Source organism: Psychroserpens luteus (assembly GCF_015319355.1).
GTDB lineage: Bacteria > Bacteroidota > Bacteroidia > Flavobacteriales > Flavobacteriaceae > Psychroserpens > Psychroserpens luteus.
This window is the reverse complement of the sequence record NZ_JADILU010000008.1, coordinates 183753-204630: the sequence shown is the minus strand read 5'-3', so window position 1 is coordinate 204630 and position 20878 is coordinate 183753. Positions and strand designations below refer to the sequence as shown.

At 33.3% G+C, this 20878-nt stretch carries 17 protein-coding genes; 8 read left to right on the top strand and 9 right to left on the bottom strand.

What is annotated here, in order from left to right:
• Nucleotides 1–81 precede the first annotated feature (81 nt).
• The 4 genes from IM744_RS18110 to IM744_RS18095 all read left to right on the top strand — a co-directional run bounded on the left by IM744_RS18110 (nt 82) and on the right by IM744_RS18095 (nt 5843).
• Nucleotides 82–1617: a fibronectin type III domain-containing protein gene (locus tag IM744_RS18110; protein ID WP_194509587.1), complete on the top strand. Its 1536-nt coding sequence runs from the start codon at nt 82–84 to the stop codon at nt 1615–1617.
• A 207-nt stretch (nt 1618–1824) separates the two neighbouring features.
• Nucleotides 1825–4311, top strand: a complete 2487-nt coding sequence (locus tag IM744_RS18105; RefSeq protein ID WP_206694518.1) for a zinc-dependent metalloprotease — start codon at nt 1825–1827, stop codon at nt 4309–4311.
• Between the two features lie 246 nt (nt 4312–4557).
• Entirely contained in the window at nt 4558–5118 is a 561-nt protein-coding gene (locus IM744_RS18100) for a hypothetical protein (protein WP_194509586.1), read from the top strand.
• Between the two features lie 89 nt (nt 5119–5207).
• Nucleotides 5208–5843 carry an RDD family protein gene (locus IM744_RS18095; RefSeq protein WP_194509585.1) on the top strand — a complete coding sequence of 212 codons (636 nt, stop codon included), beginning with the start codon at nt 5208–5210 and terminating at the stop codon, nt 5841–5843.
• A 12-nt stretch (nt 5844–5855) separates the two neighbouring features.
• Here the strand turns inward: IM744_RS18095 and IM744_RS18090 are convergent, their stop codons facing one another.
• From IM744_RS18090 to IM744_RS18065, 6 genes are all read right to left on the bottom strand, one after another.
• Nucleotides 5856–6410, bottom strand: a complete 555-nt coding sequence (locus IM744_RS18090) for a GDYXXLXY domain-containing protein (RefSeq protein WP_194509584.1) — start codon at nt 6408–6410, stop codon at nt 5856–5858.
• 3 nt (nt 6411–6413) lie between these two features.
• Nucleotides 6414–7700, bottom strand: coding sequence for a DUF2157 domain-containing protein (locus tag IM744_RS18085; RefSeq protein ID WP_194509583.1), 1287 nt, complete (start codon nt 7698–7700; stop codon nt 6414–6416).
• Nucleotides 7701–7706: 6 nt separating this feature from the next.
• Nucleotides 7707–8402: a CPBP family intramembrane glutamic endopeptidase gene (locus IM744_RS18080; RefSeq protein WP_194509582.1), complete on the bottom strand. Its 696-nt coding sequence runs from the start codon at nt 8400–8402 to the stop codon at nt 7707–7709.
• 92 nt (nt 8403–8494) lie between these two features.
• Nucleotides 8495–8977 carry a hypothetical protein gene (locus tag IM744_RS18075; protein WP_194509581.1) on the bottom strand — a complete coding sequence of 161 codons (483 nt, stop codon included), beginning with the start codon at nt 8975–8977 and terminating at the stop codon, nt 8495–8497.
• 111 nt (nt 8978–9088) lie between these two features.
• Nucleotides 9089–9556: a hypothetical protein gene (locus tag IM744_RS18070; protein WP_194509580.1), complete on the bottom strand. Its 468-nt coding sequence runs from the start codon at nt 9554–9556 to the stop codon at nt 9089–9091.
• Nucleotide 9557: 1 nt separating this feature from the next.
• Nucleotides 9558–9716, bottom strand: a complete 159-nt coding sequence (locus IM744_RS18065; protein ID WP_194509579.1) for a hypothetical protein — start codon at nt 9714–9716, stop codon at nt 9558–9560.
• 151 nt (nt 9717–9867) lie between these two features.
• Here IM744_RS18065 and IM744_RS18060 point away from each other — a divergent pair, with 151 nt between their 5' ends.
• The 3 genes from IM744_RS18060 to IM744_RS18050 all read left to right on the top strand — a co-directional run bounded on the left by IM744_RS18060 (nt 9868) and on the right by IM744_RS18050 (nt 12378).
• The gene (locus IM744_RS18060) at nt 9868–11379 is read left to right on the top strand and encodes a hypothetical protein (protein ID WP_194509578.1); all 1512 of its coding nucleotides are present in this window, start codon (nt 9868–9870) and stop codon (nt 11377–11379) included.
• A 97-nt stretch (nt 11380–11476) separates the two neighbouring features.
• Nucleotides 11477–11926: a hypothetical protein gene (locus tag IM744_RS18055; protein WP_194509577.1), complete on the top strand. Its 450-nt coding sequence runs from the start codon at nt 11477–11479 to the stop codon at nt 11924–11926.
• A 116-nt stretch (nt 11927–12042) separates the two neighbouring features.
• Nucleotides 12043–12378: a hypothetical protein gene (locus IM744_RS18050; protein ID WP_194509576.1), complete on the top strand. Its 336-nt coding sequence runs from the start codon at nt 12043–12045 to the stop codon at nt 12376–12378.
• Nucleotides 12379–12430: 52 nt separating this feature from the next.
• Here the strand turns inward: IM744_RS18050 and hemL are convergent, their stop codons facing one another.
• The 3 genes from hemL to IM744_RS18035 are packed head-to-tail and all read right to left on the bottom strand — an operon-like array spanning nt 12431 to nt 15415.
• Nucleotides 12431–13717 carry a glutamate-1-semialdehyde 2,1-aminomutase gene (gene hemL, locus IM744_RS18045; RefSeq protein ID WP_194509575.1) on the bottom strand — a complete coding sequence of 429 codons (1287 nt, stop codon included), beginning with the start codon at nt 13715–13717 and terminating at the stop codon, nt 12431–12433.
• A gap of 1 nt (nt 13718) precedes the next feature.
• Nucleotides 13719–14519, bottom strand: coding sequence for a glucosaminidase domain-containing protein (locus tag IM744_RS18040; RefSeq protein ID WP_194509574.1), 801 nt, complete (start codon nt 14517–14519; stop codon nt 13719–13721).
• 5 nt (nt 14520–14524) lie between these two features.
• Entirely contained in the window at nt 14525–15415 is an 891-nt protein-coding gene (locus IM744_RS18035) for a 1-aminocyclopropane-1-carboxylate deaminase/D-cysteine desulfhydrase (RefSeq protein ID WP_194509573.1), read from the bottom strand.
• Nucleotides 15416–15568: 153 nt separating this feature from the next.
• Between IM744_RS18035 and IM744_RS18030 the strand changes: the two genes are divergently transcribed.
• Nucleotides 15569–20650, top strand: coding sequence for a T9SS type A sorting domain-containing protein (locus IM744_RS18030; protein ID WP_194509572.1), 5082 nt, complete (start codon nt 15569–15571; stop codon nt 20648–20650).
• The last annotated feature ends 228 nt before the right edge of the window (nt 20651–20878 follow it).

Genomic DNA, 20878 nt, shown 5'->3' with positions numbered 1-20878 from the left:
ACCTAATAACGATTTAATAGATATACTAAAAAACTTTTTTATTACATTCGCAATACGCTATTAATCAGAAAAACAACCCAAATGTTAAAAAAAATAAGCTTACTCCTTCTTGTTACAGGTTTTTTATTTGCTTGTAATGATGATGACGATATGATTGCTGCTTGTAACGCAGTTACTAATGTATCATCAAATACAGTGACAGATAATACTGCAAATATAACTTGGAATGATGCTAGCAACATAGGATCTTATATTATAGAATATGGCACTACTGGGTTCCCTTTAGGTGGTGGAACTTCGATTTCTACTACAGATGCAACTATTGCTATTTCAGGATTACAAGGCAATACAACTTATGATGTATATGTACAAACTATTTGTTCTGAAAACAACATAAGTATGTATACAGATGTTTACAGCTTTACAACGTCTGTGACACCATGTATAACAGTTACAAATGTAGACTCAAGCATGATTACAGATACTTCTGCACTTATTACTTGGAATGACAATACTAACACAGGTAACAATTATAAATTAGAATATGGTACATCTGGATTTGGCATCGGTTCTGGAGCAACAATCACATCAAACAATACATCTTTAGAATTAACAGGTCTATTACCAAATACAAATTACGACCTTTATGTTAAAGCTGTTTGTTCTGAAACTAACATGAGTTCAAACTCTCAAGTGATAACATTTACAACATTAGCAATTCCTGTAATTCCAGAATTTAGACCAACACTTTCAGAATTAAACCTTTATGTTGGTGATTTAAACAATTTAGAGATTACTCCTTATGGTTTTGAATACGATTTAAATTCAACATTATATACAGATTATGCTTCAAAACAACGTTTCTTCGTTTTACCTACAGGTCAAAAATTAACCTATAACGGTGAAGGCTTACCTATCTTTCCTAATAATTCAATCATAGTAAAAACCTTTTACTACAATATTGACGATAGAGATACATCTTTAGGACAAAACATTATAGAAACACGAATATTGATTAAAATTGATGGATCATGGGAATCTGGAGATTACAAATGGAATGACGCTCAAACAGAAGCTATTTTAGACTTAGCTGGTAGTACTGTTCCTGTAAGTTGGATTGATTCTAATGGTGATTCTAATAGTATTAATTATGAAATCCCTTCAGATGCAGATTGCTTTACTTGTCATCAAAATGGAGCATCAATGGTGCCAATAGGTCCTAAAATGCGTACTATTAATTTTAACTTTAATGGATCAAATCAATTGCAACAGTTAATTGACAATGATATGCTCGATGGTCTAGCAGATCCTACAAGCGTAAGTCTATTACCAAAATGGGATGATGCTTCTGTGTCTTTAGACAGACGAGCAAGAGCTTATATGGATATCAATTGTGCTCACTGTCATACTGTAGGTGGTTTTTGTGAAGAGCAATCAAATTTAAGATTAGATTACGAAATCCCTTATGAGGAATCTTCTATCTCTGAGAGTCGTTTCAGTATTCTAACAAGAATCCAAAATACTATTCCAGAATATGGAATGCCATTAATAGGCACAACCTTTGTTCATGAAGAAGGTGTTGATTTACTTATTGAATACATTAATTCATTAGAGTAAAAAATAACATTTAGCAAAACAAAAAAGCCACGAGATCGTGGCTTTTTTGTTTTAAAATATGAACCACTGATTCTCAAATATATTCTACCTCATGTTTTCTCAATATTTTCCAAATATTAAGTTAAAATAGTAACAAAACTAGCCTATATTTTTCATCCCATTGTGGGATTTATTACTTTAGAAGACTAATTTAAAAAATCAACCACTTTGAAACACTTTTCTATCAAACTACTTCTTGTAGTTTCCGTATTTTTTGTTGCTGTGTCATGTTCCACAGCAAAAAAAGCAAGTAAAAAAGATGCAGCGACTGCTGCTGCTAAACCACCAGGAAAAAAACCTGGCAAAGATGACCCAAAACCTTACAATAAAGTCATTACTAAAGATGCAAAAAGTGATGTTGGACTATTTACAGTTCATACATTAGATGATAAATATTACTATGAAATTCCAGATTCTCTTTTTGATAGAGAAATGTTAATGGTGACTCGTATTTCTAAAACTGCAAGCGGATTAGGTTTTGGTGGCGGAAAACAAAACGAGCAAGTATTACGTTGGGAGAAAAAAGGCAAAAAAGTAATTGTACGCGTTGTATCTTATAACGTTGTTGCTGCTGATTCACTTCCGGTTAGTGAGGCGGTAGTGAATTCAAATTTTGAGCCTGTTTTATATACATTTCCAATTAAAGCATTCAGCAAAGATTCTACGAGTACTGTAATTGATGCAACACCTTTATTTGAAAAAGATGTAAAATCATTAGGGTTACCGTTTTTCCGAAGAACACCTTATAGAGTTACACGTTTAGAAAGTGACAAATCTTATATTGAAAGCATAAAAAGTTACCCAAGAAATATTGAAGCAAGACACGTAAAGACCTATGCTGCTGGACGTCCACCTTCTAACTCAAGTACAGGTAGTATTTCTATTGAAATCAATAACTCAATGATTTTATTACCAGATAACCCAATGAAACGTCGTTATTTTGACGAGCGTGTTGGTTGGTTTACAAGTAGCCAAACAGATTACGGACAAGAAGATCAAAAAAGCAAGGAATTAGAGTTTCTTGATCGTTGGAGATTAGAGGTTAGAGATGAAGACATGGCAGCCTTTAATAGAGGAGAGTTAGTTCTTCCGAAGAAACAAATCGTATATTATATTGATAGAGCAACGCCTGTAAAATGGAGAAAATACATCAAACAAGGTATTGAAGATTGGCAAGTCGCATTTGAAGCTGCAGGATTTAAAGAAGCAATTATCGCTAAAGATGCACCAACAGTTGAAGAAGATCCAGAATGGAGCCCAGAAGATGCACGTTACTCTGTTGTACGTTATTTAGCATCTCCAATCCCTAATGCAAATGGACCTCACGTAAGTGACCCAAGAACAGGAGAAATCTTAGAAAGTGATATTAACTGGTACCACAACGTCATGTCTCTATTACGTGGTTGGTTCTTTGTACAAACTGCAGCCATCAATCCAGATGCTCAGAGTCCGCAATTTAAAGATGAAGTTATGGGACGTTTAATTCGTTTTGTATCTTCTCATGAAGTTGGTCATACATTAGGTTTACCTCATAATATGGGAAGTAGTGTTGCGTATCCAGTAGAAAAATTACGTGATGCAGCATTTACACAAGAATTTGGTACTGCTCCTTCAATTATGGATTATGCACGTTTTAACTACGTAGCTCAACCAGGAGATGAAGGTGTTGCACTAATGCCAGATATTGGTACTTATGATAAGTATGCAATTTCTTGGGGTTACAGACCTATCTTCGGAAAAACTGCGGAAGAAGAAAAACCAATCCTTAACAGTTGGATTATGGAACATGCTGGAGATCCAATGTATCGTTTTGGACACCAACAAGCTGGAGATGTTGTAGACCCAAGTTCTCAAACTGAAGATTTAGGTGATGATGCCATGTTAGCAAGTAGCTATGGAATTAAAAACTTAAAGCGTATTGTACCAAACTTAATTGAATGGACTACAGAAACTGGTGAAAATTACGACGATTTACAAGAAATGTATGGTCATGTGGTATCTCAATTTAACCGTTATATGGGACACGTTTCAAATAACATTGGTGGAGTTTATGAGCATTATAAAGCTGCAGGTCAAGAAGGAGCGGTTTATACTGCTGTACCAAAAGCGAAACAAAAGGAAGCAATGCAATTTATCCAAGATAATTTATTTACAACACCAGATTGGTTGATTAATAAAGACATCTTTGATCGTATCGAGTTTACAGGTTCGGTAGAGCGTATTCGTGGTTTACAAGAGCGCACATTAAAAAACATCATGAGCTTGGGTAAAATGCAACGTTTAACAGAAGCAAATACCTACGATAGCAAAGCATATTCACTACCTGATATGATGAGTGATCTTCGTAAAGGAATTTGGAGTGAATTACGTACAGGTAAGAAAATTGATACTTACAGACGTAATTTACAACGTGCACATATTGACAGATTAGGAGAAATGATGACTGCGGAAAATCAAAGTGGTAGATCACGTAGTCCTTATGTTAAAGCGACTGCTGTTAACACTAGTCAATCTGATATTAGAGCTGTTGTTAGAGCTGAGTTAAAATCGCTACGTAGTCAATTAAGATCTGCACGTGGAGCCGATACATTAAGCAGAATGCATATTGCAGATGCTCTTGAACGTATCGACGCGATATTAAATCCTAATGGATAATATTTTAGACGTTAGATTATCATAATATTTAAAAAAAAGCTTCAGAGAAATCTGAAGCTTTTTTTATTTGTAATCATTTTATGTAAAAATGGAGACAAATAATTACCCAAGGACACTTGTAAATCAAGCAATTGTGCCAATAAATATTGCTATGTTACATATGTTCTATACTTTGTAACATAACTGATATTCCCTACAATGCTTCACATGTAATTTTGATGAAACAAAAATTTATAATTTAAAATCATGAAAAAACTAAAAGCAACAATGAGAACTACAACGTATTTTATTATCGCCTTATTAATAGCATTCACATATTCTTGTGAAGCAGAAGATGGCACTGACGGAATTGATGGTATTAATGGATCTCAAGGAGAACAAGGTGAAGCAGGACAAGATGGCAATGCTAACGTGCAAACTTTTACGTTTGACGTGTCAGCAATAAATAGCACTAATTTTTCAATAAATTTTCCAGAATTAACTCAGGATGTTATTGAGAATGATGCTATTCTCACTTACATAGCAAGAGAAAGTACTTATTTCACTATTCCTGGAATTAGTTTTAATGATATGATGGAAGTGGAATTACAACCATCTGATCTAGATATCTTTTTTTATGATAGAATTACAGGAAGTACAACAACTCCTGTGGTTGGACTTTATGACCTAGTAAAGGTCATTATTATAGAGTCTTCTAACACAAATAGAATGAATGAGCCAAATGATATTTACAGTCAATTAGAGAATGCTAATGTAGACATCAATAACTATCATGAGGTTTGCAATTACTTCGGAATTAAATATTAAAATGCCTTGAACTTAGTCTAAAAAAGCTTCGGAGAAATCTGGAGCTTTTTCTTTTTTTAGTTTATATCTTTGTCGGCTAGATTAAAGAAATGAAAATAACAAACCAAAAATACCCAAGCCACAACCTAGCCAATGAAACGGAACGTGGTGAAAATCTAGGAATTGATTTTATTCTATCCTCTATTCTGGGCATTTTAGTCGTTTTAATTATTTATTTTATTTACCCATCAATCAATCTTGGCTTTACAACATACCTCAAAGCGTTCGGGATTTATTTAGGTGTTAGATTTATATATTACTTCATTTTTGAATTGCTATATAGTAGAACTCCAGGTAAATTTCAGACTCAAACAAAAGTCGTCGATAAAAATGGCAATAAGCCAAGTGTTTTTCAATTATTCATAAGAAGTCTGAGCAGATTTCTAAGTGTACTTTCTGGAATTAGTGATGATGAAAGAGCTGTTCATGACCAGATCTCAAATACGTTTGTAGTAAAAGACGCTAGTCTTTCAAGAATAGAATCTAGAAAATACATGATTTTACTATTTAATGTATTGTTAGCTCTATTATGGATTTACTATTTCACAGAGACGACTTTTAAATCATCAGCTAAATTTGCAATGCTTACTGCGCTAATCCTCGCTACAATTTATGCATTTACTGTTATGTTTAGAAGAATTGGCAAGAAACAAATCTCAAAAAACAGAGATAAGAAACAACTATAGCACAAAGTTAATCTACTTTTCTACAAACGTAGCGATTGGTATTTCATTAATAAACACATTGTTTAAAACAGCATCACCATTTTTAATATACACTAAAGCATAGGTATTATTTGGCAATGAATCTCGTTGTGCTTTTCTATGCGCCAACTCAGCATCGTAAGCTTTAGTTTCTTCCATATAAAACTCATTAAAAGGCAATGAGAATCTTAAAATATTATCTCGCTCTGAATACCAATTCACATTTGCTTTTACAAAATCGCCTACCTTAGGGATTTCTATACTTGCAGAAATCGCTTTTACAAAACCCAAGCTATCATTTGCGATAGAAATATAGACGTCTTGTTGTCTTTGCCAATCTTTATCATCGGTTTTGACGTTATCAACATCATAACTTAGAATGATATATTTTCCTTTGAATGGATCTGAAGGGTCTACAGGTTCGGTTTTAAATTTAAAAGCAGTTCCTGATTTTAAAATGGATTCACGTCCAAAAATCATTTGTGCAGGCACTGCAATTTGCGCAATTGCAACAAGAATAAATAGTATGAATATGTGTTTACGTTTCATGATTTAGTGTTTTAAAGATTCAACTCTTGATTTCTGTTTTTTGAGCATGATATAATTGGTAAGAAAGAATCCTAAACCAACAAAAACAAATAGCAATCCTCTAATAACGAAGCTCATGTTTGTATCAAAGAATCTGCAGGTTACTAATGCAGTGATTATTATTAATCCGTAATTTAAAATTCCGAAGTGAAATTTATCCGCTCCAATTTTAATGGTTGTAATTCCTAAAGCCAAGACCATCAAATTAACTGCTATTGTGCCAATAATTGGAATATTTAATCCGAAAACATATAACATAGAAAACAGTACAAATATGTATTGAAACAAGTTAAACGTCTTTAACCATCCTTTTGAATAAGAATATATAAGCAAACCTAAATTAGCGATGAAAAGAATCGTTGATACGTACGTTTCTTGCGCATTAAAAAAGAAACGCTCCAAATACCAAAAGCCATCAAAACTCATGGTTAAGATCATAATCACAATTCCTAAAGACCCGAAAATGAGATACCCATTGCGTCTTAATTTTTGTTCATCAAAAAATGGAATCTTACCAATATTATAAAGCAAACTAAAGAGTAAGAGATACATGAGGAAGCCTAATTCTGAAAGTTGATCTACAAACGCTCCTAAAACAATGGTCAAACTTAATGGAAACAACCAATTGAATATTGACGTCATATTAGCATTTTTATGATGTTTCAATAATCTATAATAATGTGGAGCTATTAAAGCCATCATCACAAGATATAACCATGGAGATTCACCAAATGAACCAAAACTATAACCAACTTCACAGGCATAATAGGTGATCGCAATCATATTTAAAATGGCGACTGCATTTGATTTTAACAAATAGATTAAAGGCAAACTCAAAACAATCCAAGTGAGTACATACGTGCTTAAATTGCCTGGAATATTATATATCTGACTTACAAGCGCAATACTAGATCCTATTGTAAAAAACAAGAAAGTACCCGAAGACTCTTTCCAAGCATTACTTTTCTTCTTCCAAATTGAAAACGCAACAAAACATTGACCTATGACTAATGGTAAAAAAGCTAAAAAAGTTTTTGTACTTCTCGCAAAATCATCCCAATTATGCGCTAGAATAAGAATAATACCTAAACCAACCAAAAGCGACCCTAACACTCCAAATACTGTAAATAATCTATTTGGTGTTTGGTCTTGTTTGTTTAAAAAGTAGTCTTCTATTTTTGAAGCAACTTCTTGAGAAATCACATCATTTGCTAACAAATCTGGTAATTCTTTAATAAGTTTTGAATTCATAATGAATTAGTTTAAATATTTTAAAAACACATCTGCAAATGGATCTTGATTAACGACAGTGTAATAAAACAAAGCACCTAACCAGCCATGGAATAAGCCCAAGACGTACAAGTTTTTAGATTTCAGATAAATATATCCATAGAATATGGCTAGAATAAATGTGCCAATTAATAACCAAACAGATGGATAATGTACCAAAGAAAACAAAATAGCAGTAATTAAAATGACAATTCCCTTTTTAAGTTTTAGCGATTTTAATGTACTCAAATTTCCTGCTACCAAACCAATCGTTAGAAATTGCTGGACTGTTCCCCAAATAGGATATGTGATAAGTAATGGTATGATGTGCCATGTTGGATTTAATGTTCCTTGAATAAACCCAATCCCAACAAACGCTAAAATGGAAACTAATGCAAATGGCAGTACTAATCTTAAAACAGATTTAAAATTATCTTTCCTGAATCCCCAATCTTTTAAAATTCGATGGTCTTTTTTATAGCGATATCTTACATACAATGACCAAAATAAAATGGCAACAATTACAAATGGCAGTCTCCAATTGAGATAATCCATAAAGATAAACTTGCCTGCTCCAGTGATTACAACTGCTAGAATTTCTAGCAATCTAACCTTATCGCTAATTGGTCTTGTTAAATTGAAATTTGAGAAGTCTGTTAGGTATTTTGTGAGTTTTTGTTTCATGATAATAAATTTTTAAAACCTCTCAGGCTCTTACACCTGAAAGGTTTTGGGTTACTAACTAACCAATCACCTGTGTTGAACTTGTTTCAGTATCAAAACAAAAAAATCATATAGACGATAATACCTTCGGCAATTCCTGTGATGATGCTCATGCCCAGAATATCTTTGATTTTACTCCTCAAAAAGAATACTGCACTTAAAATTGCCATTATTGCTGCTAATAAAATCTCTAAAGCATCAATTCTTGAAAGTAAATAGGTGATTCCTGTAAATGCGATAGTGATACCAACTGTAATGAGACAGAATTTTATAATCTCATCTTTAGTATAATTTCCTTCTTGAAAGCCTTTTCGTAAATCTCTAAGAATAGATAAAATAAATAGTAATGGCACAACAGATAGAAATGGAGCAAAAATAACTTTGATTCCTTTTTCAATTTTTAAATCAAAGTAAAAGAAAAACGCAATAGCTGTAAAAGCTAATAAACCGGTTACTATTATGGATTGAAATGTAAATAACAATTCCCTTTTGTTTGAATTACTTCTCGGTTTTGGAGGTTGAATAATTGGATTCATAATTTTAATTTTTTGATACTGAAACAAGTTCAGTACATGTTGATTTATTAATTTTTTATTTTAAATTCTTCGCTACGCTCTTAATGACATTTTCATGAAAATTTGTAGCAGCTAAGCGGTTAGAAAAAACACATGAATAGCTAATGAGAGCAGGACACCACTTAAAATTCCGTTGACTCTCAAATTGTTGTACAAAATATAATTAAGCACATAGCTACTTATTGTTGTGGAGTTGATGAGATGCGCAAAAACGAGATGGCTTTCTAATTTTTGACCTGTCATCCACTCTATTGTCTGCATACTCACAACACCTACAACTACACTTGCCACAAGTAATATAGTTGCTGGTTTTTGGTGTTTTAGTTTATATTCGTCTGTATTTTGTGGCAAAAAATGTTCTATCAATAGAAAGCGTACAAAAAATAACATAGGTAATGGGAACAAAATTGATGCTATAATTTTCACAACATCTTTTAAGGTTTTGATTTCGTCATATCCCAAAAACACCAAGTAGACAAACACAATTACTGAGACTCCTGTAGTGACAATAAATGCAGTATTTAACTTTTTGAGTTGCATCTTAAAAACCAATTGGGTTTGAACTTGTTATTGTTTTACTTGCCAATTGGTCAACGCAATTATTATAACTGTCTACAATTTCATTTTGAATCTGTTTTGAAAAAACAATCATTGCACTAATCGCAATTATAAAGGCTGTGATTTTAATAAACTGTTGCATAATATTTTGATTTGTTGATTACAAGGCAAATATGCGACAGTTTACAAGGTTCAGAAACACAACTTTCACAATAAACTGACGATTAGATATTCATTAATACATCATTTAATATTATATTTACTGAATGTATCATATTTTAACTGACGATTAAATGACAGACTTAAACGCGATAGTTTCAACGTTTTCTTCGGAAGATGAGCAACGTTTCATTAATTATCTAGAAAAAAAGAATAAACGTAACGACACGAAAAACATAGAACTCTTTAAGCTTTTAGCTCAAAACGAACTCTCATCTAAAGCGATTTGTAAAACCGTTTATAAAGCAGATAACAAAGTCGCTTATCACGCACTCAGGAAAAGACTATATCAATCACTTATTGATTTTATAGCGAATTTGAATCTAGAGGAAGAGAATTCAGTTGACATGCAAATCATCAAATACATATTAGCATCACGTACTTTTCTCATTCATAAAAAACCAGAAATAGCTTATAAAATCCTTGATAAAGCCGAAGGTTTAGCACAAGAACATCAGCTATTTCCTATTTTAAATGAAATCTATCATACCAAGATTCAGTATGCTTATATGAATCCTTCCGTGGATATTGATCGCTTGATTTCCAATTTCCGAAGTAACCAAAAACATCATTTTATTGAAGAAGAATTAAATATCGTTTACGCCAAGATTAGGCAAACCTTAAGTGACATGACTTACAAAGGGAAAATTTTAGACTTTGAAACGATTCTCAACAACACTCTTAAGGAGCATAATATCGAAATGAGTGAGACACTTTCTTTCAAATCGCTTTATCAATTAATGACTATTGTAAGTTTATCTGCTTTTGTAACTAATGACTATTTAAAAATTGAGCCTTTTTTAATCGCCACCTACGAGAAAATTAAAAATCACAAAACTAAAGATAAGCAGTTGGTGTATCATATTCAAGTAGTTTATATGATTGCGAATACGTTATTCCGGAATAAAAAATTCATAGAATCTTTAGATTATTTAAAGATAATGAATGACCTAATGTCTCAACAACGAAAAAAATATTATGCTTCATTTAAACTGAAATACGCCTTACTCACTGCACTCAACTATAATTACAATTACGAGCAAGATCAAGCTATTTCGCTTTTAGAATCTGTAAAACAAACCAAACATGGAGATTTAGAATCGTTATTAGATATCAATTTGGGTTTAGTGATGTTCTATATGCAAAAAGCAGATTTTAAAAATGCAAAAACCATCTTTTCTAAATTCTACCACACAGATAAATACTACATTGAAAAAGCCGGAAAAGAATGGGTTATTAAAAAAAATATAGCTGAAATCATTCTCTATGTAGAACTTGGAGAATTAGATTTAACCGAGTCTAGAATTAAAAGTTTTAAACGTTCATACTTTGATTATTTAAAGCAAATTAAACAAGAACGTGTTGTTACCTTTATAAAAGTAGTAGAGTCTTTTTACAAAAAACCAGAGCAAGTCACATCTCAAAAATTTAAAGACAAAATAGAGCTATCCTTTACTTGGATTAATGAGAAACAAGAAGATATTTTTGTAATGAGTTTCTACGCATGGTTAAAAAGTAAAATGGAAAACACAACACTATATGAAACCACATTAGCTTTGATAAAAAATGCACAACATGTTAATTAGAGGTTAAAATTTTGACCTTAATTAAACCTAACTCCTATAATGGAGTCCAAAGTACAATTGATTAAAAAACAAAAACAATAATTAAATTAGAAACATTATGAAAAAATTAATTTTAATAGCAATGGCATTTGTAACCTTACAAGCAGTTGCTCAAGACAAAAGAAAAGGCGGAGAAAAGAGTGAAAGAAAAATGATGAAAGATCTTTCTCCAGAAGAGATTGCAACGCTAGGATCTAAAAAAATGACTTTAGAGCTAGATTTATCAACTACACAACAAGCTCAAGTAAAAGCAGTGCTTTTAGAACAAGCAACTACTAGAAAACAAAAAATGGCAGAGCGTGAAAAAATGAGAAATGGTGATGATAATAAAAGACTCACAAAAGAAGAACGCCTTGAAATGACTAATGCAAAGTTAGATAGTCAAATCGCCATGAAAAAAGAAATGAAATCTATTTTAACAGCAGAGCAGTACGAGAAATGGACCAAAATGGAAGCCAGTCGTAACCAAAAAGGAAAAAGTAAAATAGGTCGTAAAATGAAAAATTAAAACTAACAGATTAGATTAGATTTATTAATAAGCATCGATTTTTTACATCGATGCTTATTTTTTATCTCAAAAATCACTAATTTTATATCTTGTAGAACAATTCACATCCCAAGACAATGAAAAAAATAATTACACTTTGTGTATTTGCAATGACATTACTGCTTAGCACTCAAAACATAACTGCACAAAACACATTAGAAATTAATGCAGAAGCAAATACTAAAACTAAAGAACTAAGAAAGATCATCAAGTTTGAAGAAACAAAAATGGATGATGTTTATAGAGTTTATCAAAATTACGGGATTGCTTACAAAAAAATAAGTAACAACTTAGGAAAAAATGAAGAACGTCTAAAAAAGATCAATGCCAATTTAGACACTAAATTAAAAGAAATTCTTACCGAAGAACAATACACAACTTATTTAAATCACTTTAGAGATACAACCATTTAGAAATTTATTATAACATAAAAAAAGCAACTCAAATGAGTTGCTTTTTTTTATGTTATAAGGTCTGAGCCACTTTTTCAACAGCTCTAATGGTTTCATCCAAATCGTCATAAGACAAAGCATCTGTTATAAACCAAGTCTCAAATGCACTTGGCGCAATATAAATCCCCTCGTTTAGCATACCGTGGAAAAACGTTTTAAACGTCTCATTATTCCCTTTTGCTGCACTTTCAAAATCTACTACTTCTTCTTCGGAAAAATGAATAGAAATCATTGACCCTCTTCTATTGATAGTATGCGTCACATTATATTTATTCAATGCTGCTGCACAACCTTTATGAAGATATTCAGTTTTATCTGCTAATCTTTTAAATAAGTCTTTATCATTTTCAATCGCAGTTAACATCGCCATACCTGCAGCCATTGCTAATGGATTTCCACTAAGCGTTCCTGCTTGATACACACTTCCTAAAGGCGCCAAGTGATTCATAATCTCATTACGAGCAGCAAATGCTCCAACAGGCAATCCTCCACCTATGACTTTTCCGAAGCACATAATATCTGCATCAACTCCGTAAAGTTCTTGAGCTCCACCTTTAGCCAATCTAAAACCTGTCATGACCTCATCAAAAATAAGTAGAATACGATGTTCATCACATAATGTTCTCAATTTCTGTAAAAAATCATCTTTTGGCGGAATACATCCCATATTACCAGCCACTGGCTCAATAATAATACAAGCTATTTCATTTGTGTTTGCTTCTATTAACGCTTTGACATTATCAATGTCATTATATATTGCCAACAATGTATCTTGAGCTGTTCCTTTTGTTACACCAGGACTATTTGGACTTCCAAACGTTACTGCTCCACTTCCTGCCTGGATTAAAAAAGCATCACTGTGACCATGATAACAACCTGCAAATTTTACGATTTTTTCTTTCCCTGTATATCCTCTTGCTAGTCGCACTGCACTCATACAAGCTTCCGTACCAGAATTTACAAAACGTATTTTATCTACATTTGGCACCATTGAAACTGCTAATTCTGCGATTTTGGTTTCAATTTCTGTTGGCATTCCAAATGATGTTCCTTTTTTAGCTTTTTCAATCACTGCATTCACCACAGGTTCAAAAGCATGACCTAACAACATTGGTCCCCAGGAATTGATGTAATCAATATAGCGATTATCATCCTCATCATATACATAAGCACCTTTCGCAAATTTTGCAAAAATTGGTGTTCCGCCTACTGCTTTAAAAGCTCTTACTGGAGAATTTACACCTCCAGGTATAACGTTTTCTGCGTTTTTAAATAACGCACTACTACGTTTATATAACATGTTAATTTGATTTAATTATGAGTTGCTGACCTAATGAAATCTCATTAGAATTGAGACGATTAAGACGTTTAAGTTCGTCTACTGTAGTATTATATCTTCTTGAAAGCGAATATAATGTATCGCCTTTTATAACGACATGTTTTATTTCAACAGCAGCAATAGCGCCTCTATTTCCTAAAACCATATCATCATATTTATCAAGATTATAACGCTCAATGAGACTTATTAATTTATCTGGATATTTTCTATCGGTTGCATAACCTGCAGCTCTTAATCCTTTTGCCCAACCTTTATAATCATCTGGTCTAAGATTAAATAATTTTGCATATCGACCTCTTCCTGTTAAAAATGCTGAGTGATCTTCAAAAGAAGAATCTGCATGATTGTATTTTCTAAAACACTCTTGTGATTTATCATCATCATGATAGATTTTTTTACCAGTCCATCCATGACATTTTATTCCGAAGTGATTATTAGCCTCAACCGATAATCGACCTTTACCAGAACCAGACTCTAAAATCCCTTGAGCCAAAGTTATACTTGCAGGTATTTTATATTTACGCATTTCTTCCATAGAAATTGCGTTATATTTAAGAATGTAAATTTCTACAGCACTAAGATTTGAAACATCAGAAGCAGTAGGAGTTTTAGCAGAAACACTAGGCTCAGTCGTTGTTTTTGGAGTCACTACAACTTTCTCTGTTTTTGTGCTCCTTTTATCTTTTTTAGTCACTATTCTTTTTTTAGAACCGCAACTAAAAGCCATAAAACCCACTAATAAAAACACAATAATTTTCTTCATAATCTTCAAACGATTAAAGGCTTATTTTGTTGTCTTAATCTTTGATTCATTCCTTCAACACCTTGTAATCCACCTGTATGGATTGCTAATATTTTGGATTTCTTCGGAAAAAAGCCTTTTTCAATTAAATCGTAAATTCCAAACATCATTTTTCCAGTATAAATAGGATCTAACTGAATATTGTTGGTGCTCTTAAAATTATTGATAAACTCAATTAATGTATCGTTAACTTTTCCGTAGCCACCAAAATGATAATTGGTCATTAACTCCCAATTTGTATGGGTTGCAAATTTAGTGATTTCTTCAGTTAAAAAATCACCTTTTAAAGCAGGAAATCCTATTATTTTTTGATGCGGTAGTGCAGAATTAATCAACCCAGAAATTGTACCACCTGTCCCAACAGCGCAACAGATATAATCGAAAACTTTATCTGTCTCTGTTAAAATCTCTTCACATCCTTTTACAGCTAAAGCATTTGTTCCACCTTCTGGAAGGAGATAAAAATCACCAAATTCTTTTTGCAACGTGGAGATAAAATCTTCACTTGTTTTATTTCTATAATGTTCTCGTGAAATGAATTTTAGTGTCATTCCGCAAGATTGAGCATAACTTAACGTAGGGTTTGAATCAATTTTTGAAACCAGCTCTTCCCCTCTAATAACACCAATAGTTTTTAAACCCAATAACTGCCCTGCAGATGCTACAGCTGAGATATGGTTTGAGAATGCACCACCAAAAGTCAAAATTGTGCTTTCACCATCTATATCAGCCTCTATAAGGTTGTATTTTAACTTTCTTAATTTATTACCAGAAACAGACTCATGATTCATGAAATCAGGTTTCACAAACACCTGATTATCAATTTTAAAGTTCCTGTAATCGGTTATTTTTAACATGTTAACGAATCTTTAATAATTATTTAAAAAAATGTTAAAATTCTAATTATTTTTAATACTTTAACGTTTTCATTACCAAATCTATACCTAATAGCACCTACTATTATAATAACACTAACAGCACTATAATTAGGGTGTTTAAAGATATAGATTATGATTAAAAAATTACTCTTAAACTTCACTTATACTAAAAATAATTTACAAGTATTAATACTAATCATTGTAACGAGTTTAACATTTAACTCTGTAAGTTATTCACAAACAACTGTTATTAACCCAGCTGGAGATGGTGGGTTTGAAAATGGAGCTACATTTGCTGCTAATGGATGGACAGCTACTACTGGTACTCCAACTCAAAATCAATGGGTTTGTAATACTGGAGCAACAGCTGGTTTTAGTGGTACTCGAGCTGCTTATGTCACTAATAACACTGCTACAGCTCCTCCACCTCATACTTACACAAATAATGTCACAGCTAATACCCACATTTATAGAACCATAACTATACCTGCTGGAGAAACTGATATCCAACTAAATTTTGATTGGATAGGTGTTGGAGAAGGTGGTTGGGCAAACTTTGATTATTTAAGAGTTTGGAAAGTACCAAATAATAATGCTGCTGCTAACTTACCTAATTACGGTACAGTTCTAAATAACGCTAATGCCAATAGAATAATATTAGCAGAATTAAATGAACAACCTACATGGACTAATCTCAATATAACATTACCAACTAATTTAGCAGGTACTACATTTCGTTTAATTTTTGAATGGCGCAATGATGGTTCTGATGGAGGCAATCCACCAATTGCTATTGATAATATTTCTTTAATTTCTGACATACCACCTCCTGCTCCAGTTAATGACAATCCTTGTAGTGCAACTCCCTTAGCAGTTAATACTACCTGCAGTTTTGCAACTTACACAAATGCAAGTGCAACAGCAACAACTGGTGTTCCAGCTCCCGTTTGTGGATCTTACGTTGGTGGTGATGTTTGGTTTACTGCTGTAGTTCCTGCCAACGGAATACTAATTGTAGATATGAACACTGGAGTGATGTTAGATTCTGGGATGGCTTTTTATTCTGGCACTTGTGGAGCTTTAACACTAATAGAATGTGACGACGACGACAGTCTAAATGGCGCAATGTCATCAATTACTACAGCTGGTTTAACACCAGGTCAGACCATATTTATTAGAGTATGGGAATATGGTAATAACAACAATGGCACATTTGATATTTGTGCAACGACATTCTCTCCATGCAATACACCAACGGTAACTGCCACAACTTCTATTGCAATTTCTACCGCAACCATTAACTGGACCGCAGCAACACCTGCTCCAACAGGAGGTTACCAATATATAGTCTCTCCAGATAACGCAACTAATACTCCTGCTGGTGATATCACTGGAAATACAGGCGCAGGAATAACCACTGCTAACGTTACTGGCCTAGCACCTAATACAACATATTACGTTTTTGTTAGAAGCAACTGTGGCTCAGGTAATTTTAGTGCATGGGATGGTCCAATTACATTTACAACACTTGTAGCGACAGTTCCTACAAATGACGATCCTTGTAACGCCATACCTTTAACAGTAAGCTCTAGTTGTAGTTTTTCAACATATACCAATGAATATGCAACAGCATCAACAGGTGTTCCAGCTCCTGGTTGTGGTTCTTATTCTGGTGGTGATGTCTGGTTCACTGCAGTAGTACCTGCAACAGGAATATTAATTGTAGATACGGATACAGGTGTGATAGCTGATTCTGGAATAGCTTTTTACTCAGGTACTTGTGGTGCTCTAACTTTAATAGAATGTGATGATGACGACAGTGACAATGGTGCTATGTCCTCAATAACCAGAACTGGTTTAACACCTGGACAGACGATATTTATTAGAGTTTGGGAGTATGGAAATGATAACAATGGTACATTTGATATTTGTGCTTTTACACCAACACCACCTCCAAATGATGATTGTAGTGGTGCTATTTCCTTAACTTCTGATACCTCATGCTACACCACTCTTGGTACAACAGATTATGCATCTCAATCCCAAGCTGGATGTATAGGAACTGCAGATGATGACGTTTGGTACTCTTTTGTGGCAACAGGCCCTGAGCATACAGTAACAGTAACTTCAGGTACTATATATGATTTAGTTCTACAAGTATTTTCTGGTACTTGTGGATCTTTAACAAGTTTAGATTGTGAAGATAACAACTATCCTGGTGCGTGGGATCCAGATGAAGAAACCATTAATTTAACAGGTTTAATTGCAGGCAACGTCTATTTTATAAGAGTTTACAGCTGGGATAGTTTCTCTTCTGACACTGGCTCTTTTAATATATGTATCACAGAGCCTTGTGTTACTCCGCCTATAGACAACACACCTAATTCTTGTGAAATGATTATTGACGAGGTAGGCACAGATCCTTTTGCCATAACACCATATAATCCTAACCCAGGCTTTATAATAGATTGTAGTATAACCTCTATAGAATTAGCAACCAATGCACAAATGCATGAAACAACATCTTATGATGTTGTTAAGATACCATATACATATATAGCTAGCTTAGGAGCGACAATTAATAATGCTCCTATTGCTGACGATGATTTATGGGCAGATACTCCTACCGCCTTAGGGTTTCCATTTTGCTTCTATGATTCATCTTACAGCGATTGTTTAATTGGAGCTAATAGTATCTTGACTTTTGAATATGACGCTAATGCTACATCATTTACACCAACTCCAGGAGAATCTAGTGGTTATTCATTTGAGAATAACCTTCCATATGTTGGTACAGATTTAGGTACAGATGATGCTTTGTTTGAACAAGCAATATATGGCGTATATCATGATATAGATCCTAGAGGGCTTCCTGCAAATGCTATTACTACAAGAACCCAAGGGGTTGTAGGTTGTAGAAAATTTATTGCAGAGTGGAAAGATGTACCAATGTATAGTGATCCTACCAGGTTATATTCTGGTATGATGGTATTATACGAAACTACAAATATTATTGAAGTATATGTTGAAGAAAAAAGAATTGAAAATGGTGACAGTTTTCCATGGAACGACGGTAATGCCATAGTTGGTATACAAGGAGATATTACACCATTGGGACCAAACAATCAATATGCTGTTGCACCATGCAGAAACGGTTTAGATACCAACTGGGAAGTTACTAATGAAGCTTGGCGCTTTGTACCTAGTGGTAATTCTAGACTAACAGGTGTAGAATGGTACATAGGAACTGATACTTCTGGAACACCTGATGCAACAACCAATACATATACCGCAACTACTGCTGGAACTTATACTGCTATATCAACGTATGCTACATGTGATGGCTCAACTGTCACGCTTACAGATGAAGTTATAATAACAGGTGGTAGTAAAACATGGAATGGATCTGTGGACGACAACTGGTACATCGCTAATAACTGGACTCCAACAGGCGTACCTAATAGTAGCGATTGTGTTGTGGTACCAGCTACTGCTGTTTCCAATGGTAATGCTCCAATAGCTGATATTGTTAACTTAATCCCACTTCCCCCTTCACCAGCATTAGCTAGAAATTTAACTTTATTACCTAATTCATATCTTGAGGTTGGAACTAACACAGAATTGATTGTACAAGAATGGGTAACTGTACAAAATACAGGAATTTTAAATCTAAAAAGTAGCTCTAGCTTAATTCAAGTTGATGATAGCGCTGTTAACACAGGCAACATTCATATGCAACGCTCACCTAATTTTGATGAAAGTGCTGTATTGGGTACAGAGTATATCTATTGGTCTTCACCAGTAGCAAGTTTTCAGGTCACCAATATTTCACCCTCTTCTAGTCAGCTTTTTGGTTGGACTCCAACAGTAGGTGGAAATGGAGCAGGTAATTATGGTGAATGGTTTAACGCTTCTGGTGCTATGACAGATGGTACCGGTTATATTGTAAGAGGACTTGGAGGAACTCCACCAACGATACCTGCAACTGCTTATGCTATATCAAGCAATACTGCACTGTTTAGTGGAGTACCAAATAATGGTATTATTAATAAACCAATATTTCATGGTAATTATAATGGTGGACCATATGCAGGCGTTGGAAATACAGCTACAAATGAAGATGATAACTGGAATCTTCTTGGTAATCCTTATCCATCAGCAATATCAGCAAATGCATTTACAAACTTAAACACCAATATCAATGGTACGGTTTATGTTTGGCCTCATAATTCAACATATTCTGCAGCAACCATTGATCCTTTCTATGAAGATTATGTTTATAACTATGACGGTAATGATTACATAGAACACAATAATACAGGCTCTAATCCACCAGGCACAAGTGATTTATTCATTGGCTCAGGACAAGCGTTCTTTGTAATGATGAATCATGGCGCAACCTCTGGATCAAATATTACTTTTAATAATGGCATGAGGTATGACAATACCCTTAACGATCTCATCATTAATTATGACAATAGTAATTTCTATAGAACGAATACTACTGAAAGTAACGAAAACACCATTGAACGACACAGGATCTGGTTAGATTTACTGTCACCAAATAACATTACCAATACCATATTGGTCGGTTACGTACAAAACGCAACAAATAATTTTGATCGTTTATTTGATGGCTATGACTTTAGTAGTGGTGATAACAGTGGTTTCTATTCTGTTTTAGAGAATGAAACATTATCTATCCAAGGTAGATCATTACCTTTTCTCCAAGAGGACACTGTTCCATTAGGCATTATAGCCAATGAAACTGGTAGTCATACCATAGCCATAAATACTATAGATGGTCTTTTTAGTAACGAAGATCAAAATATTTATATAGAAGATACAGCATTAAACATCATTCATGATATTCGTCTATCTCCTTATAGTTTTACTATAGAAGCAGGCGTACATAATGATAGATTCATTTTGAGATATACAAACGAAGCTTTAGGCGTAAACCAATTAGATGATAATGATAGTATTTCAATATCTGCTCCTAAAAGTGAATACATAAAAGTTACTTCGGAAATTGGAATCATCAATTCTATAGCTATTTATGACATTGTAGGCAGAGTGATTTTTACAACTAAAGACATCAATCAATCAGAGTTCATTTTAAATGAAACAAGATTATCTGATGGAACATATATAGTAAAAGTTCAATTATCTAACGGAAAGCAAAAAATTCAAAAAGTAGTATTAAAAAAATAACTTTAAATACTCAACAAACACTTAAAAGATCTTAATTATTTAAAATTAAGGTCTTTTTCTTATACATATGTTTCACATATAAATGAAACATATTGAGATCCTGAAGACCATTTACAACTATTTATTAAACTCTACGATATAAAACAAATATCACTGTTAGACCTAATCACCAACTAAAACAAACTTTTTCATTATTCATTAAAGTAGCTTTTTATCACAGATTATAAT